We start from the raw sequence: 16,269 nt of genomic DNA, 5'->3' as shown, positions 1-16,269 counted from the left end.
AAAATATGGGACATTGTAGGACAAAAGCCCACGAACCCGAGGAGCCGCCCGATGCCCCCTTCCATTGAGGACCACGCACGGGCCTGCCTCGTCACGGACGGCCCGCAGCGGCACGCCGTGCCCGTGGCCCTCCGCTACGACCCTCAGCAGGACCCGCTCGCGGTCCGCCTGGTCTTTCCGCCGGACGTCTCGCCCGACGGCGCCGAGAACGAGTGGGTCTTCACCCGGTCCCTCCTGGAGGCCGGCATGACCCGTCCGGCCGAAACCGAGAGCGGCGATGTACGGGTGTGGCCCTGCGGCAGGGTGCAGGCCGTGATGGAGCTGCGTTCGGACCAGGGCATGGCCGTGATCCAGTTCGACCGGGCCCCGCTGCTCCGCTTCCTGCGCCGTACGCACGCCGCCGAGGAGCCCGTCACCACCGAGGCCGCCCACTGAGAAACGCCGACACACGCCGAGAACCGACCGGCGCCGGGAGACGCCGGAAAAGCGGTGAGGTCCCTCCGGCCGTCACGGCCGGAGGGACCTCACCGTCGCACCGGGTCCCGTCCCCACGAGCCGGTGCGCGACCGGGGCCGCCATCCGCTCAGAAAGCGGCCCCGGAGTTCTGCCGCGCCTAGGCGCGCACCAGCTCGCGCTCGTCCTCGGCGGCGTCGTCGCCGAGCTCCTTGCGCAGCTGCTCGCCCTCGACGTCGACGTTCGGCAGCGCCCTGTCCAGCCAGCGCGGCAGCCACCACGCGTTCTTGCCGAGCAGCGCCAGCACGGCGGGCACGATGGCCATCCGTACGACGAAGGCGTCGAAGAAGACGGCGATCGCCAGGCCGAATCCGATCATCTTGACCATCGACTCGCTCGACCCGATGAACCCGGCGAAGACGGCGATCATGATCACGGCCGCGGCGGTGACGACCCGCGCGCCGTGCCGGAAGCCGGTGACGACCGCCTGGCCCGGCCGCTCACCGTGGACGTACGCCTCCCGCATGCGGGTGACGAGGAAGACCTCGTAGTCCATGGCGAGGCCGAAGACGACGCCCACCATGAAGATCGGCATCATCGACATCACCGGACCGGTCTGCTCGACGCCGAACAGATCCGCCAGCCAGCCCCACTGGAAGACCGCGACGACCGCGCCGAGCGCCGCCACCACCGACAGCAGGAAGCCGAGCGCGGCCTTGAGCGGTACGAGGACCGAGCGGAAGACCAGCATCAGCAGCAGGAAGGCGAGCCCGACGACGAGCGCCAGGTACGGCAGCAGCGCGTCGTTCATCTTCTGCGAGAAGTCGATGTTCATGGCGGTGGCCCCGGTGACCAGGACCTCGGCCCCGGTGTCGGACTTCAGGTCCGCGCCGGCCGAACGGATGGAACGCACCAGCTCCTCGGTGCCCTCGGAGCTGGGCCGGTCCTTGGGCACGACGGTGACGACCGAGGTGTCACCGGCCTTGTTCAGCGGCCCGGGCACGGTGGCGGCGACGCCGTCCATGCCCTTGACGACGTCGGTGACGCGGCTGACCGCCTCCTTGGGGCGCTCGGCCTCGTCGACGTCGACGACGACCATCAGCGGCCCGTTGGAGCCGGGGCCGAAGCCGTCCGACAGCAGGTCGTACGCCTTGCGCTGTGTGGTGCTGACCGGCTGGGAGCCGTCGTCGGGCAGCCCCATCTCCAGCGAGGCGGCGGGTACGGCGACGACGCCCAGCCCGACCACGGCGGTGAGCAGCACGGCGACCGGCCGGCGCAGCACGAAGCGGGCCCAGCGCGTCCCCATGTTGGGCTTGGCGGCCTCGCCGTCCTGCTCCTGCTCCTGCCGCTTGCGGGCCTTGCGCCCGAAGACCTTCTGGCCGGCGAACCCGAGCAGCGCGGGCACCAGCGTCAGCGCGATGAGCACCGCGATCACGACCGTGCCGGCCGCGGCGAAGCCCATCTTCGTCAGCATCGGGATGTTGACGACGGCGAGCCCGACCAGGGCGATCACGACGGTCAGTCCAGCGAAGACGACGGCGGAACCGGCGGTTCCGACGGCCCGGCCGGCCGCGTCCTCCGGCTCCCGGCCCTCGGCCAGCTCGGCCCGGTAGCGGGAGACGATGAACAGCGCGTAGTCGATGCCGACCGCGAGGCCGATCATCATCGCGAGCGTCGAGGTGGTGGAGCCGAGGTCGAGCACGGTGGCGAGCGCGGTGATGGTCGAGACACCGATGCCCACGCCGATGATCGCGGTGAGCAGCGGCAGCCCGGCCGCGATCAGCGACCCGAAGGTGATCACCAGCACGACGGCGGCGACCGCGACGCCGATGATCTCCCCGGAACCGGTCTCGGGCGCGGCCTGGAGCGCGTCGCCGCCGATCTCGACGGTCAGCCCGGTGTCCCGGGCCTCGTCACCGGCCTCCACGAGGGCGTCCCGCGTCTCGTCGGTCAGTTCCATGCCGCTGACCTTGTACGACACCTGGGTGTAGGCCGTCGTACCGTCGCGGCTCACGGCCTTGCCGGCGTACGGGTCGACGACCGAGGCGACCTGGTCGGAGCCCGACCGCAGCCCGGCGACGACCTTCTCCACTTCGGCCTTGTGGCCGGCATCGGTCATCCGCTCCCCTTCGGGAGCCTTGAACACCACGCGGGCGGTGGCACCGTCGGCGGCGGCGCCGGGGAAGCGCTCGTCGAGCAGATCGAACGCTTTCTGCGCCTCGGTCCCCGGTATGGAGAACGAGCTGGAGGTGGCGGTGGACGCGGAGGCGGCGCCGACACCGGCGAGCACCAGCAGCGCTATCCACGCGAGGGCGACGAAGGGGCGGCGGCGGAAGGCGAACCGGCCCATCTTGTAGAGGAAAGTGGCCACGAGGGCGTACTCCCGGTCAGGTCGTTGGTACGTACAGGGCAGGGGTGACCAGCCCGACGACGAGAGCGGTGCGCGTCAGGTGGGGCGTTTGCGGGGACGGACGCCGGGCGGGGACTTCACGGCGCCGCGTGGGGCACTACACCGGGACCATCAGGCGGCGCCCAACGCGGGCAGCACCACGGCATCGATGTAGTCGGAGAGAAAGGCCCGGTCGGGCGACCGGCCCTCGATGAGCTCCTGGGCGACGAAGGCGCCGACCAGCATGTGCGGGACGTACCGCAGGGCAGCGGTATCGGCGGGGATCTCCCCCCGGTCGACAGCGCGCCGCAGCATGCCGTCGAGCCCGGTGAGCTCGGGAGCGATGAGCAGCTCCCGCAACGCCCGGTGGAGATCGGGATTCTCGTGCACGGCCTGGGCGAGACCCCGCATCAGCGCGGAGTCCCTCTCCAGCTGACAGTCGTCGGTCCGCTCCACCAGGGCGCGGAAATCGCCCCGCAGCGTGCCGGTGTCGATGTCGGCCACGCTGACCGGCTTGTTGTGCCGCAGCGCCCTGACGACGAGTTCCGGCTTGCTGCCCCACTGGCGGTAGAGGGTGGCCTTGCTGGACCGCGTACGGGCCGCGACGGCGTCCATGGTGACCGCGTCGTACCCGACCTCGCGCAACAGGTCCAGTACGGCCTCGTACAGCTCGCTCTCCCGCTCGGGCGTGAGCCGCGTACGTGCCATGCCGACCCACCTCCAAGCGAACGAAACGGTTTCGTACACCGACGGTACGCCGCCGCCCGACCGAAACGAAACCGTTTCGATGGTGTTCTGCGCCACAAGTTGCCGCGCCCCCGGCCCGGGGAAAGCATTGGGGGGTGAGCGACGCACCCGGGTCCGTCGGCCCGCAAGAGACCACCCCGAAGCGATCCGCGGTGCCGGACGGGGGCGCGCCGGACCCCACCGCCGCATCGCGCTCCACGGTGCCGGAAGGGGACGTGCAGGGCGTCGGACGCGATCACCCCGAGGGAAACGCGGCGGTGGCCGAACGGTCGATGCCCGACGAGACGCCCGGCACCGGCCCCGGCGCCCCGGGGGGAAGCGTCACCCCCGCCCCCGCGTACCTCCGCTTCCCCCACCTCCACGGCGACCTGCTCTGCTTCGCCGCCGAGGACGACCTGTGGCTGGCCCCGGTCGTCCCGCCCGGCAAGCAGCCCGACCGCGCCTGGCGCATCACCGTCGACCGTACGAAGGTCTCCCACCCCCGCTTCTCCCCCGACGGCCGCCACATCGCGTTCACGACCTGGCGCAGCCTGGACCCCGAGGTCCACCTCGCCCCCGTGGACGGCGGCCCCGCCCGCCGGCTCAGCCACTGGGGCTCCCTGGACACCCGCGTCTGCGGCTGGACCCCCGACGCCCCCGGCCACCCCGCGCACATCCTCGCGGTCGCCTCGCACGGCCAGCCGTTCTCGCACTTCTCGTGGGCCTACACCCTCCCCACGGACGGCAGCCCCGGCGCGAAGCTGCCCTGGGGCCCGGTCTCCGACATCGCGGTCGCGGACATCGGCGGCGAGCGCCGCACGCTCCTGCTCACCGGAAAGCCCCCGCACGAGCCCGCCGCGTGGAAGCGCTACCGGGGCGGGGCCACGGGACGCCTGTGGCTGCACGGCCGGCAACTGCTGCCGGACCTCGACGGCCACCTGGACTGCCCGATGTTCGTCGACGGACGCGTCGCGTTCCTCTCCGACCACGAGGGCGTGGGCAACCTCTACTCCTGCGCGTACGACGGCACCGACCTGCGCCGCCACACCGACCATGACGCGTTCTACGCCCGGCACGCCTCCAGCGACGGCGGCCGCGTGGTCTACCAGTGCGCGGGTGACCTGTGGCTCGTGGACGACCTGTCCCCCGGTGCGAAACCGCGCCGCCTCGACGTGCGCCTCGGCGGCCCCCGCGCCGGCCGGCGCACGTACCACGTCCCGGCGGCGGCCAACGTGGACGGCCTCTCGGTCGACATGACGGGCCGCGCCAGCGCGGTCGTGGTCCGGGGCAGCCTCTACTGGCTGACCCATCGCGACGGCCCGGCCCGCACGATCACCGACATCCCCGGCGTACGGGCCCGCCTGCCGGAGATGCTCGGCGGCGGCGGCCAGGTCGCGTACGTCACCGACGCGGAGGGCGAGGACGCGATCGAGATCGCGTACCTGCCGCGCGCGAGCGGGGACCGCGAACCTCGCCGGCTCGCCTCCGGCCGGCTCGGTCGCGTACACGAGCTGGTGTCGGACCCGGAGGGCGAACGTCTCGCGGTCGCCTCGCACGACGGCCGGCTCCTGCTGGTCGACACGACGGCCGACGCGGACGGGGCCGGCGACGTCGTCACGGAACTGACGCGCTCCACCAACGGCCCGGTCCGCGACCTGGCGTTCTCCCCGGACGGGGCCTGGCTCACCTGGTCGCACCCCGGCATCGGCCGCTCGCTGCGCCAGATCAAGATGGCGAAGATCGAGACGAAGCACGTCATCGACGTCACGAACGGCCGCTTCGAGGACGAGAACCCGGTCTTCACCAGCGACGGCCGGTACCTGGCGTTCCTCTCGTGGCGCGGCTTCGACCCGGTGTACGACGTCCACACCGGCGACCTGTCTTTCCCGCTGGGCTGCCGCCCGTACCTCGTCCCGCTGTCCTCGGCGACGCCGTCCCCTTTCGCACTGTCCGCCGAGGGCCGCCCGGCGGCGGGCGGCCTCGACCCCGTGGAGGGCGAGGACGGCGAGACCGCGGACAGCACGGCGGTGCTGGTGGAGGTCGAGGGCCTGCCGAACCGGGTGACGCCGTTCCCGGTGTCCGCCTCCAAGTACTCGGGGCTGCAGCCCGTCTCCGGCGGCGGCCTGGTCTGGCTGCGCTGGCCGATCTCGGGCGCGCTCGGCGAGACGTTCGCGAACCCGGCGGACATGTCGGGCCGCCCGACGCTCGAACACTTCAACCTGACCAAGGCGCGCAAGACGGAACTCGTCGACCACCTCGACTGGTTCGCGGTCAGCGGCGACGGGACACGGCTGGTGGTGATGGACGAGGGCGAACTGCGCGCGGTCCCCGCCACCGAGACCGGCGACTCCGACTCGACGGTCTACCTGGACCTGCGCCGCATCCTGCACCAGGTCGACCCGGAGGCGCAGTGGCGCCAGGCGTACGCGGAGGCGGGCCGGATCGTCCGCGCGTACTTCTGGGAGCCGCACATGTGCGGCGTCGACTGGGACGCGGTCCTCGACCACTACCGCCCCCTGCTCGAACGGGTGGCGACACCCGACGAGTTCGCGGACCTGCTCCGCGAGGTCCTGGGCGAGCTGGGCACCTCGCACGCGTACGTCGCCGCCGCGCGCCGCAACGAGGGGCCGCCGCACTACCAGCGGGCGATGGGCCTGCTCGGCGCCAACCTCGTCTGCCGGGACGGGGAATGGCTGGTACGCCGCATCCTGCCCGGCGAGTCGTCCGACTCCAAGGCGCGGTCGCCGCTGGCCGGCACCGGCATCCGGGAGGGCGCCGCCCTCACACACGTGGACGGCCGGCCGGTGGACCCGGTGGCCGGCCCGTACCCCCTCCTCGCGGCGGCCGGGGGCACGACGGTGGAGCTGACGTTCAAACCGGCGGAGGGCGAGGGCCCGGCGCGCCGGGTCGCGATCGTCCCGCTGATCGACGAGCGTCCGCTGCGCTACCAGGACTGGGTGGCCAAACGCCGTGAGGTGGTGCGGGAGCTGAGCGGCGGCAAGTGCGGCTACCTGCACATCCCCGACATGGGCGGCTCCGGCTGGGCGCAGTTCAACCGCGACCTGCGGATGGAGGTCTCGCGCCCGGCCCTGATCGTCGACGTGCGGGGCAACGCGGGCGGCAACATCAGCGAACTGGTCGTGGAGAAACTCACCCGCACGATCATCGGCTGGGACCTGACACGGGACGCGGAGCCGGTGTCGTACGCCTCGAACGGCCCCCGGGGGCCGGTGGTGGCGCTGGCGGACGAGGCGACGTCGTCGGACGGCGACATGATCACGGCGGCGTTCAAACTGCTGGGCCTGGGGCCGGTGGTGGGGCAGCGCACGTGGGGCGGGGTGGTGGGCATGACGGGCCGCCACACGCTGGGCGACGGCACGGTGATCACGGTGCCGATGAACGCGGCCTGGTTCGACGCGTACGGCTGGTCGGTGGAGAACCACGGGGTGGAGCCGGACATCGCGGTGCTGCGCACGCCGCTCGACTGGGCGGAGGGGCGCCAGGCGCAGCTCGGCGACGCGGTGCAGGTGGCGCTGGAACTCCTCGCGCGGCGGCCGGCGGCGTCGCCCCCGACGTACACGAACGTCCCCGACAAGTCCCGCCCGCCGCTGCCGCCGCGCGGCGCCTGAGGAAGCGCGCGCGCTTCGTCCCGCACGGGCCGGGAATTCCCGGCGTGGGGGGCACCTTCATCAAGTGACCTGCGTCACAAGCTGTCACAGTGGCCGGCAGCGCGGTGTCTTGTGCCCGAAGACCCGCGAATGAAGGAGTCACCATGACGAACAACACCGAGGTGGTCGTGATCGGCGGCGGATACGCCGGCGTCATGGCGGCCAACCGCCTCACGCGGCGCGACGACGTGACCGTGACGCTGATCAACCCGCGCCCGACCTTCGTCCACCGGATCCGCCTGCACCAGCTCGTGGCCGGGTCCGACAGCGCGGTCGTCGACTACCGGGAGGTCCTGGGCGAGCGCGTCCGCCTGGTGGTCGACTCCGTGGATCAAATCGACGCGGCCGGGCGCAGCGTGGCGCTGGCGTCGGGCGGCACGGTCGGCTACGACTACCTGGTGTACGCCGTGGGCAGTGGCAGCGCCGACCCGGCGGTGCCCGGGGCCGCCGAGTTCGCGTACCCGATCGCCACCTTCGAGGAGGCGGAGCGGCTGCGGCCGGCCTTCGACACCGCGCCCGCGACGGCCGCGGTGACGGTGGTCGGAGCCGGTCCGACCGGCATCGAGACCGCCGCCGAACTGGCGGAGGCGGGCCGGGCCGTGACCCTCGTCTGCGGCGGGGCGCTCGGCCCGTACCTGCACCCCCGGGGCCGGCGTTCGGTCGCCAGGCGGCTGGCCGGGCTCGGCGTGAGTGTGCTCGACGGCCCCGACACGACGGTGACGGCCGTGACCCGCGACGCCGTGCGGCTCGCCGACGGCCGCGAGCTGCCGAGCGCGGTGACCGTCTGGACCGCCGGGTTCGGCGTGCCGGACCTGGCCGTGCGCAGCGGGCTGAGCACCGACGCCCTGGGCCGGCTGCGTACGGACGAGACGCTGACCAGCGTGGACGACGTACGCATCGTCGCGGCCGGCGACTCGGCGGCCCCCTCGGGCCTGCCGCTGCGGATGAGCTGCCAGGCCGCGATGCCGCTGGGCGCGCGGGCCGCCGACACGGTGCTCAGCCGGATCGCGGGTGAGCGGCCCTCGGCCCTGAACCAGCCGTTCGGCGCCCAGTGCATCAGCCTGGGCCGGCGCGACGGCATCTTCCAGTTCGCCCGCGACGACGTCGCGGTGTGGTTCAACATCGACGGCCGCCCCGGCGCGAAGCTCAAGGAACTCGTGTGCAAGGTCGTCGTCAAGCACCTGGCCGGCGAGGCCGGCAAGCCCGGCTCGTACCGCTTGCACCTCCGCTCGGGAGGCACCAAGCGCCGGCAGCTCTTGCGGGCCGGGCACGAGGGCGCGCCGGCCACCGCCGAGCGGGCGGCCTAGCCGGGCGCCCCTCGACGGCGCCGCACCGGTGGGTCAAGATCGAACCGCTGCCGACGAAAAGGACTGTGCTGTGGATGCGCGTATGAAGACCTGCCGTGAGCGGAGCCGGCCGCGCGGGAGAAGGGCGGGAAGATGAGCGACCACGCCACCGACACGGCGACCGAGGCGTTCGTCGCGCACCGCAACCTGCTCTTCACCGTCGCCTACGAGATGCTCGGTTCGGCGGCCGACGCCGAGGACGTCCTGCAGGAGACCTGGCTGCGCTGGGTCAAGGTCGACCTGGGCCAGGTGAGCGACCAGCGCGCCTACCTGGTCCGGATCACGACCCGGCAGTCGCTCAACCGGCTGCGCACCATGAAGCGCCGCAGGGAGGCGTACGTCGGCCAGTGGCTGCCCGAGCCGATGCTCACGGCGCCGGACGTGGCCGAGGACGTCGAGCTCGCCGAGAGCGTGTCGATGGCGATGATGCTCGTCCTCGAAACGCTGTCGCCGACCGAGCGCGCCGTCTTCGTGCTGCGCGAGGCCTTCGACGTGGGGTACGACGACATCGCCGCCGCCGTCGACAAGAGCCCCGCCGCCGTCCGCCAGATCGCGCACCGCGCCCGGCGGCACGTCGATTCCCGCCGCCCTCGCCAGGCGGTGTCCCCGAGCGTGGCGCGTGCGGCTCTGGAGTCGTTCCGGCGCGCGCTCGAAACCGGGGACCCGCAGGGGCTCCTCGACGTGCTCGCTCCCGAGGTCGTCCTGGTGAGCGACGGCGGCGGCATCAAGCAGGCCGCGCTGCGGCCGATCACCGGCGCCGAGAAGGTGACCCGCTTCATGGTCGGGGGTCTCGGCAAGAACAAGCTCCCGATCACCCTCGCTCCCACCGTGGTCAACGGCACGCCGGCACTCCTCGTCCACCTGGACGGCGAGATCGACGGCATCATGGCGGTCCGGGTCGAGGACGCCCGCATCAGCGGCCTCTACTACGTCCGCAACCCCGAGAAGCTGCACCGCGTCGAGTCCGAGACCCCGCTCACCCTGCGGTGATCCGGGTGGCGCGTCGGTGACTTGGGGGCGGGCGGGCGCCGGACCCGGCTGCCCCGCCCGCCACACCGTGCGAAGAGCGCACCCGCGGTGAACCCGGGTGCGCTCTCCCCTCCGCGAAGTCCGCGAGGCGCACAGCGCCTCGCGGACCCACGTCAAGACCAGTTACCGGTAGCGCTCCTGGCCCGCGTCACGCTCGTCGTCGAGGAGCACGTCGTCGTTCACGCCCAGGTCCCGGTCCTCCCGGGCCCGGCGCATGCGCTCCGACGCCTCGTCCGGCGCACCGGCCGGTACCCGCGCGCCCGGGTCGCGCTGGGCGCCCTGGTCGCCCTGCTTGCGCTGCTTGGCCTGCTTCGCCTGGTCCGCGAGCTCCTGCGCCTTGTCCTTGAACTGGTCTGCGATACCCATGAGGTTCACTCCTATTGGGGTGTGAGGGGGTGCGGCTGTTTCCGCCCCCCATGGGGCCTCGACCAGACTGACACGACCGGACATTCAGCGCATTTCGACCACTACAGCCGGTGACATCGCCCGGTGGGCGTCGCGTACGCCCGCACCCCGGACCCGCGCCCTCACCCCTGCGCGCGCGCCTTCTCGTCCGCCTCGCCGCCCGCCCCCACCAGACCCGTGGAGACTCCCGCAAGCCGAGGCTCGAAGCGCTTCATCTCCCGCTGCCCCACCGCACCGATGACCGCCGGCAGGTACCCCCGCACGGACTGCATCCCCCGCAGCCACCACTGCGCGTACACGTGCGAGGAGCGCCGTTCGATCCCGGCGACGATCCGGTCCACCGCCGGGCCGAGCGGGTACGTCCGGTTGGACGGCCACGGCAGCCGCTGCCGCAGCTCGCGCATCACGTCGTCCTGGTCCGCGCCGCGCACCATGTCGGTGTCGGTCCACGACAGATAGCCGACCCCGACCCGCACGCCCCGGTACCCGACCTCGGCCCGCAGCGAGTGCGCGAACGCCTCGACGCCGGACTTGGACGCGCAGTACGCCGTCATCATCGGCGCCGGCGTGATGGCTGCCAGCGAGGCGATCTGGAGGAAGTACCCCCGGCTCTCCATGAGCACCGGCAGGAACGCCCGTCCGGTCACCGCCCCGCCGATCAGGTTGACCTCGATGACCCGCCGCCAGGCGACCGGGTCGGAGTCCACGAACGGCCCCCCGGAGGCGACGCCCGCGTTGGCGACGACGATGTCGACCTTCCCGAACCGCTCCTTCACCTCCCGCGCGACCCGCGCCATCGCCTCGTGGTCGGTGACATCGGCGTACCACCAGTCCGCCTCGGCGTGCAGCCGCCCCGCCACCGCCTTCAGCTCGTCCGGCTCCAGGCCGACCAGCGCCACCTTCGCGCCGCGCGCCGACAGTTTGCGGGCCAGCAGCTCGCCGACTCCGCGCGCCGCGCCGGTGACGACCGCGACCTGACCTTCGAGACTCCGCCTGCTGCTCATACGGCCTGCTCCTTAGCTTCCCCTGCGGTCACTTCGGCCGCTTCGGCCACTTCGGTCGCCCCGGCCACCGCCGCCGGACCGGTGACGTACGTGCTCACCAGCTCCCGGAGCTTCGCCGTGACGGCCTCCGGAGCCTCCACGGGCGTCATGTGCCCGACCCCGGTCAGTTCGGTGAGCCCCAGCGAGTGCGGCAGCGCCGCCTCGATCTCGCGGGCGTGGACGGGCGGCGTCAGCCGGTCGGCGCTCCCCGCGAGGACGGCGGTGGGTACGGTCAACTCCCGCATCCCCGCGCCGAGGTCCAGCTCGCCGAGCACATGCGACCAGGCCACCCGCGCCGCACGCGGACAGGCGTGGACGATACGCGCGCACTGCGCCACCCGCTCCGGCGCGGCCCCGGGCCCCATCGTGGCGTACTTGAGGATCTTCTTCGACAGCGGAGTGACGGGCCCCAGCGGCGCCCGCGCCCCCAGCACGGCCCGCGTGAACCGCGTCCGCAGCCGCCCCGCGCGCATCGGCAGGACGAGCGACTCCGCGACCAGCCGCGCACTGCCGGTGCTGCACAGCAGGACGGCCGCCGCGTGCTCGCGGAACGCGGGCCGCCCGGCGGCGGCCATGATCGTCATGCCGCCCATGGAATGCCCGGCCAGCACGGCCCGCTCACCGGGCGCGAGCGCGGCGGCGAGCACCGCTTCGAGGTCGTCGGCGAGGGAGTCGGTGCTGTAGCCGTCCGGCCCGACGGCCGGCGAGCGCCCGTGTCCCCGCTGGTCGTAGGCGACGACCCGGTACGCGCCGGAACCGGCCAGCTCCCGTATCTGCGCCGACCAGAAGAGCGTCGAGCAGGTCCAGCCGTGCGCCAGCACCAGCGCGGGGGCGCCTTCGCGCCCGTACACCTCGACGTGCAGGCGCGATCCGTCGGCGGAGACGGCGGTCAGTTCGCGCGAGGCGACGAGCGGCTCGCCCTCGCCCTTCATCAGCCGGCTCACGCGACGGCCTCCGCGGCCCCGGTGGCGGTCCCGGCCCGGTCTCCGGCCGTCTCCTGCTCGGCCCGCGCCCGGACGACCTCGTACTCCGCGAGGTTCACCGCCCGCGTCGCGCGCCGGAACTCGCTCGGCGTGCCCGGCCAGATGGTGGTGTTGCGGCCGTTGGCGTCCAGGTACCAGCTGTCACAGCCGCCCGTGTTCCACACGGTCCGCTTCATCCGGTCCTGCACCCGCCGGTTCCACGCGTGCACGGCCGACGCCCGCGCCCCGAGCGCCGCCCGGCCGCCCAGCACCCGCAACTGGCGCATGTAGTCGGCCAGGTAGTTGAGCTGGGACTCGATCATCAGGATCATCGAGCTGTTGCCCAGGCCCGTGTTGGGACCGATGATCGTCATCCAGTTGGGGAAGCCGGCCGCCGTCGCACCGCGCAGCGACTCCATCCCGTCCTTCCACGCCTCGGCGAGCGTGATGCCGTCCGCGCCGACGACCCGCTCGGCGATCGGCATGTCGGTGACGTGGAAGCCGGTGCCGAAGACGATCGCGTCGACCTCCGCCTCGGTCCCGTCGGCCGCCACCACCGTGGAGCCGCGCACCTCCTTGAGCCCCGAGGCCACCACCTCCACATTGCGCTGGGCGAGCGCCGGGTAGTACGAGCTGGACAGCAGGATGCGCTTGCAGCCGATCCGGTACGAGGGAGTCAGCTTGGCCCGCAGCTGCGGGTCCTTGATCGCCTTGGCCATGTTGGCCTTGGCGAGCGACTCGATGGCGCCCAGCTGCTTCGGATGCTTGGTGAACGCCGTGACCTGCAACTCCCGTATGCCGAAGAGCAGTCCGCGCCGCGCCTTGCCGGTGAACGGAAGCTGCCGGTGCAGCCAGCGCTCCGGGCCGGTGATCGCCCGGTCCATGCGCGGCATCACCCACGGCGGCGTCCGCTGGAAGAGCGTCAGCTGCGCCACGTCGGGCTGGATCGACGGCACGATCTGGATCGCGGACGCGCCCGTCCCGATCATGGCGACGCGCTTGCCGCGCAGGTCGTAGTCGTGGTCCCACCGCGCCGAGTGGAAGACCTTGCCGGGGAAGCCGTCGAGGCCGGGGATGTCCGGAGTCTTCGGGTCCGACAGCGGCCCGGTCGCGGAGACCACCACATCGGCGCTCAGCCTCCCCTGCGCGGTCTCGATCTCCCAGCGCAGCGCGTCGCCGTCCCAGCGCATCATCACGACTTCGTGGTTCAGCCGGATCTGCGGCCGCAGCCCGAAGGTGTCGGCGACGTGCTCCAGGTACGCCCGGATGTGCTCCTGCCCCGAGAAGGTGCGCGGCCAGTCGGGATTGGGCGCGAACGAGAACGAGTACAGGTGGGACGGTACGTCGCACGCGCAGCCCGGGTAGCTGTTGTCGCGCCAGGTGCCGCCCACCGATCCGGCGCGCTCCAGGACGACGAAGTCGGTGATCCCCTCGCGGCGCAGCCGGACCGCGGCGCCCAGGCCGCCGAATCCGGATCCGATCACCGCCACTCGTACGTGCTCGTGCTCGGCCATGCCGACGCCTCCCGCGATCCCGCGACTCTGCCAGCGATCACTGGCATGGTTCGGAGAGTAGAGCAGTGGCGTACTGATGGGTAGGGGGCGGACGGCAGAAAGTTACCGGCGGTACAACATAGGCTTTCCCCCGTGGACGAAGCCGCAGGAGCCCGCGAGTACCGCATGGAGGAACTGGCCGGGAAGGCCGGCATTCCCGTGCGCACCCTGCGCTTCTACCGCGAGCGCAAGCTGCTGCCGCCGCCGCGCCGCGAGGGCCGCATCGCCTGGTACGACGACCGGCACCTGGCTCGGCTGCGGACCATCGCCGCCCTCCTGGAGCGCGGCCACACCCTGAACGGCATCGCGGACCTGGTCGCCACCTTCGAGAGCGGCCGGGGCGTCGGCGAGCTCTTCGGGCTCGACGAGGACGCCGCAGCCCCCGCGTGGACGGAGGAGACCCCGGTCCGGCTCACCCCGGAGGCCCTCGCCGACCACTTCGCGGGCGAGGTCACCACCGAGAACCTCGCCGCGGCGCTCGACCTCGGCTACCTCGCCACGGACGGCGAGGAGATCGTCCACGTCAGCCGCCGCCTGCTGGACGTGTCGGCGGCCCTGGTGCGCGAGGGCGTCCCGCTGGCCGCCGTGCTCCAGGCCGGCCGGCAGGTGCGCGAGCACACGACGGCCATGGCGGAGATCTTCGCCACCATGGTCCGCTCGCATCTCGCCGAGGAGCCGGCCGGAGAGGACGGGCCGCCCCGGGGCGCGGCGGCCGACGCGCCCCTGGAACGCCTGCGCCCGCTCGCCAAGAGCGTCGTCGAGGCGGAGCTGTCCATGGCCCTGGACCGCCTGCTGCGCACCGGGAAGGAAGCCCGGGCGCCCGACTCCGACGCCTAGGGGCTCAGAGTCCCGGCTGCTCGAAGACCGTCGTCACCGGAGCGTGGTCCGACCAGCGCAGGTCGTAGCTCGCCGCCCGCTCGACGTACGCCTTGACCGCCCGGCCCGCGAGGCCCTCGGTCGCCACGGCGTAGTCGATGCGCCATCCCGAGTCGTTGTCGAAGGCCTTCCCCCGGTACGACCACCAGGTGTACGGCCCCTCCTGTCCGGGGTGCAGGGCGCGCACCACGTCGACGTACCCGGCCTCGTCGAAGACCCGCGTCATCCACTCCCGCTCCTGTGGCAGGAACCCGGAGGACTTGCGGTTGGCCTTCCAGTTCTTGAGGTCGGCCTCCTGGTGGGCGATGTTCCAGTCGCCGCAGACCAGCACCTCGCGCCCGTCCGCCGCCGCGCGCTCCTTCAGGCCCTTCAGGTAGGGCAGGAACGCGTCCATGAACCGCGTCTTCTCGTCCTGCCGCTCGGTGCCCACCTCGCCGGACGGCAGATAGAGGCTGGCGACCGTGACGCCGGGCAGGTCCGCCTCGACGTACCGCCCGCTCCCGTCGAACTCGGCACTGCCGAAGCCGACCCGCACCCGGTCCGGTTCCCGCCGCGTGTAGAGGGAGACGCCCGCCCGCCCCTTCGCGGCCGCCGGGGCGTGCACGACGTGCCAGCCCTCCGGGGCGCGGACCTCCTCCGGGAGCTGCTGCGGTTCGGCCCGGACCTCCTGGAGGCAGATCACGTCGGCGGAGGTCCCGGCCAGCCAGGGCACAAAGCCCTTCTTGGCGGCGGCGCGCAGACCGTTAACATTCACGGAGGTCACAGTGAGCATCCCGGCACCCTACAGACACCGGCCCGGGGCCGGACGCCGGGCCCCGCATAGAAGTACGCTGATACGCATGAATATACAGCCGCGCCCCTACGACCACCCCGACGCCGTGAAGCTCGAAGAAGAAGTGCAGCAGGAGTACATCGAGCGCTACGACGGCCAGGGCGACACGACGCCGCTCGACCCCACGATGTTCCGGCCGCCGGGTGGTCTCTTCCTCATCGCCTACGACGAGCGGGAGCGCCCCGTCGCCACCGGCGCCTGGCGCTCGCAGGACGAGAACGGCGAGGGGTACGCGGACGGCGACGCCGAGATCAAGCGCATGTACGTCCGCCCCGAGAGCCGGGGGCTCGGCCTGGCCCGCCGCATCCTGGCCCTCCTGGAGGACGACGCCCGGGCGGCCGGCCGCAGACGGATGGTCCTGGAGACGGGCACGCAGCAGCCGGAGGCCATCGGCCTCTACCTCTCGTGCGGTTACACCCCCACCGAGAAGTTCGGCCACTTCCGCGAGTACGAGGACAGCCGCTGCTTCGCCAAGCCGCTGGGGCGGTGAACCGGGCCGGCGAGCCCCCGCCGGGCTTCCCCGGCAGGGGCTTCGACGTCCGGCCGGCGCCGTGGACTTGAGGTGATCGCTCCGGTTTCCCGACAGGTGACGCACGACACGCTGGGCCGGAACCCGGCCGCCATCGCCCCGAAGCCGGAACTGATCGCTCGAACGGGCAAGTTGCGGGAGCGGGTCGCGCGGAGGCCGAGGACGGCACCGAAGCGGTCGACCTGGCGAAGAGTCACCTCTCCCTCGCGGCGGACGGGGCGTCCATCGACGAGGTGGCAGAGCGCGCGGTGCGCCGTGAAACGACGAGATCCCGCGCGGACGGTGACCGTCCGAGCGGGATCTCGGTGAGCGGTTCGCGGGCTGACCCGTGAACCACCATTGCGGTGGACCTGTGGGGATTTGAACCCCAGACCCCCTCGATGCGAACGAGGTGCGCTACCAGACTGCGCCACAGGCCCTTGCAACGAGTGAAACTTTAGCACCTCGATCGGGGTGCT

13 protein-coding genes and 1 tRNA gene are annotated in these 16,269 nt (G+C 72.6%); 6 read left to right on the top strand and 8 right to left on the bottom strand.

The genetic code is table 11. The features are described from left to right. Positions 1 to 51: 51 nt before the first annotated feature. A complete protein-coding gene (locus tag IE185_RS23700) occupies positions 52 to 435 on the top strand; it encodes an SsgA family sporulation/cell division regulator (protein ID WP_138896273.1) in 384 nt (127 codons plus the stop codon). A 178-nt stretch (positions 436 to 613) separates the two neighbouring features. Here the strand turns inward: IE185_RS23700 and IE185_RS23695 are convergent, their stop codons facing one another. Together IE185_RS23695 and IE185_RS23690 are read right to left on the bottom strand one after the other, a co-directional pair. Then, positions 614 to 2,824: an MMPL family transporter gene (locus IE185_RS23695; RefSeq protein ID WP_138896274.1), complete on the bottom strand. Its 2,211-nt coding sequence runs from the start codon at positions 2,822 to 2,824 to the stop codon at positions 614 to 616. A gap of 150 nt (positions 2,825 to 2,974) precedes the next feature. Next, a complete protein-coding gene (locus IE185_RS23690; protein WP_138896275.1) occupies positions 2,975 to 3,550 on the bottom strand; it encodes a TetR/AcrR family transcriptional regulator in 576 nt (191 codons plus the stop codon). Between the two features lie 311 nt (positions 3,551 to 3,861). Here IE185_RS23690 and IE185_RS23685 point away from each other — a divergent pair, with 311 nt between their 5' ends. From IE185_RS23685 to IE185_RS23675, 3 genes are all read left to right on the top strand, one after another. Then, entirely contained in the window at positions 3,862 to 7,197 is a 3,336-nt protein-coding gene (locus IE185_RS23685; protein ID WP_189715975.1) for a S41 family peptidase, read from the top strand. A 143-nt stretch (positions 7,198 to 7,340) separates the two neighbouring features. Continuing rightward, positions 7,341 to 8,543 (top strand): NAD(P)/FAD-dependent oxidoreductase, encoded by a 1,203-nt coding sequence (locus IE185_RS23680; RefSeq protein WP_138898950.1) that lies wholly within the window; start codon positions 7,341 to 7,343, stop codon positions 8,541 to 8,543. 132 nt (positions 8,544 to 8,675) lie between these two features. Continuing rightward, complete coding sequence (locus tag IE185_RS23675) at positions 8,676 to 9,572, top strand: RNA polymerase sigma-70 factor (RefSeq protein ID WP_138898951.1); 897 nt, start codon at positions 8,676 to 8,678, stop codon at positions 9,570 to 9,572. 162 nt (positions 9,573 to 9,734) lie between these two features. Here the strand turns inward: IE185_RS23675 and IE185_RS23670 are convergent, their stop codons facing one another. From IE185_RS23670 to IE185_RS23655, 4 genes are all read right to left on the bottom strand, one after another. Then, the gene (locus tag IE185_RS23670; protein WP_138898952.1) at positions 9,735 to 9,977 is read right to left on the bottom strand and encodes a hypothetical protein; all 243 of its coding nucleotides are present in this window, start codon (positions 9,975 to 9,977) and stop codon (positions 9,735 to 9,737) included. 161 nt (positions 9,978 to 10,138) lie between these two features. Beyond that, positions 10,139 to 11,020, bottom strand: coding sequence for an SDR family oxidoreductase (locus IE185_RS23665; RefSeq protein ID WP_138897928.1), 882 nt, complete (start codon positions 11,018 to 11,020; stop codon positions 10,139 to 10,141). Next, the gene (locus IE185_RS23660) at positions 11,017 to 11,991 is read right to left on the bottom strand and encodes an alpha/beta fold hydrolase (RefSeq protein ID WP_138897930.1); all 975 of its coding nucleotides are present in this window, start codon (positions 11,989 to 11,991) and stop codon (positions 11,017 to 11,019) included. Before IE185_RS23660 ends, IE185_RS23665 begins: the two co-directional genes overlap by 4 nt. An 8-nt stretch (positions 11,992 to 11,999) precedes the next feature. After that, positions 12,000 to 13,535 carry a flavin-containing monooxygenase gene (locus tag IE185_RS23655; protein ID WP_138897927.1) on the bottom strand — a complete coding sequence of 512 codons (1,536 nt, stop codon included), beginning with the start codon at positions 13,533 to 13,535 and terminating at the stop codon, positions 12,000 to 12,002. A 165-nt stretch (positions 13,536 to 13,700) separates the two neighbouring features. On the opposite strand from IE185_RS23655, the gene IE185_RS23650 reads away from it, so the two are divergent. Then, positions 13,701 to 14,411, top strand: coding sequence for a MerR family transcriptional regulator (locus IE185_RS23650; RefSeq protein WP_138897929.1), 711 nt, complete (start codon positions 13,701 to 13,703; stop codon positions 14,409 to 14,411). Positions 14,412 to 14,415: 4 nt separating this feature from the next. Here the strand turns inward: IE185_RS23650 and IE185_RS23645 are convergent, their stop codons facing one another. Continuing rightward, the gene (locus IE185_RS23645) at positions 14,416 to 15,222 is read right to left on the bottom strand and encodes an exodeoxyribonuclease III (RefSeq protein ID WP_138897926.1); all 807 of its coding nucleotides are present in this window, start codon (positions 15,220 to 15,222) and stop codon (positions 14,416 to 14,418) included. A gap of 67 nt (positions 15,223 to 15,289) precedes the next feature. On the opposite strand from IE185_RS23645, the gene IE185_RS23640 reads away from it, so the two are divergent. After that, complete coding sequence (locus IE185_RS23640; protein ID WP_138897925.1) at positions 15,290 to 15,772, top strand: GNAT family N-acetyltransferase; 483 nt, start codon at positions 15,290 to 15,292, stop codon at positions 15,770 to 15,772. 384 nt (positions 15,773 to 16,156) lie between these two features. On the opposite strand, the gene IE185_RS23635 is transcribed toward IE185_RS23640, so the two are convergent. Next, positions 16,157 to 16,230, bottom strand: a tRNA-Ala gene (locus tag IE185_RS23635). Between the last annotated feature and the right edge of the window lie 39 nt (positions 16,231 to 16,269).

Source organism: Streptomyces chryseus, assembly GCF_014650755.1.
GTDB lineage: Bacteria > Actinomycetota > Actinomycetes > Streptomycetales > Streptomycetaceae > Streptomyces > Streptomyces chryseus.
The sequence above is the reverse complement of the archived record's forward strand: the minus strand, read 5'-3'. Positions and strand labels throughout refer to the sequence as shown.

What these genes read in the sequence shown, in the direction of transcription:
- IE185_RS23700 (WP_138896273.1), top strand. Translation starts at nt 52, where the DNA reads ATGCCCCCTTCCATTGAGGACCACGCACGGGCCTGCCTCGTCACGGAC.
- IE185_RS23690 (WP_138896275.1), bottom strand. Translation starts at nt 3,550, where the DNA reads ATGGCACGTACGCGGCTCACGCCCGAGCGGGAGAGCGAGCTGTACGAG.
- IE185_RS23685 (WP_189715975.1), top strand. Translation starts at nt 3,862, where the DNA reads ATGCCCGACGAGACGCCCGGCACCGGCCCCGGCGCCCCGGGGGGAAGC.
- IE185_RS23680 (WP_138898950.1), top strand. Translation starts at nt 7,341, where the DNA reads ATGACGAACAACACCGAGGTGGTCGTGATCGGCGGCGGATACGCCGGC.
- IE185_RS23675 (WP_138898951.1), top strand. Translation starts at nt 8,676, where the DNA reads ATGAGCGACCACGCCACCGACACGGCGACCGAGGCGTTCGTCGCGCAC.
- IE185_RS23670 (WP_138898952.1), bottom strand. Translation starts at nt 9,977, where the DNA reads ATGGGTATCGCAGACCAGTTCAAGGACAAGGCGCAGGAGCTCGCGGAC.
- IE185_RS23665 (WP_138897928.1), bottom strand. Translation starts at nt 11,020, where the DNA reads ATGAGCAGCAGGCGGAGTCTCGAAGGTCAGGTCGCGGTCGTCACCGGC.
- IE185_RS23660 (WP_138897930.1), bottom strand. Translation starts at nt 11,991, where the DNA reads ATGAAGGGCGAGGGCGAGCCGCTCGTCGCCTCGCGCGAACTGACCGCC.
- IE185_RS23655 (WP_138897927.1), bottom strand. Translation starts at nt 13,535, where the DNA reads ATGGCCGAGCACGAGCACGTACGAGTGGCGGTGATCGGATCCGGATTC.
- IE185_RS23650 (WP_138897929.1), top strand. Translation starts at nt 13,701, where the DNA reads ATGGAGGAACTGGCCGGGAAGGCCGGCATTCCCGTGCGCACCCTGCGC.
- IE185_RS23645 (WP_138897926.1), bottom strand. Translation starts at nt 15,222, where the DNA reads ATGCTCACTGTGACCTCCGTGAATGTTAACGGTCTGCGCGCCGCCGCC.
- IE185_RS23640 (WP_138897925.1), top strand. Translation starts at nt 15,290, where the DNA reads ATGAATATACAGCCGCGCCCCTACGACCACCCCGACGCCGTGAAGCTC.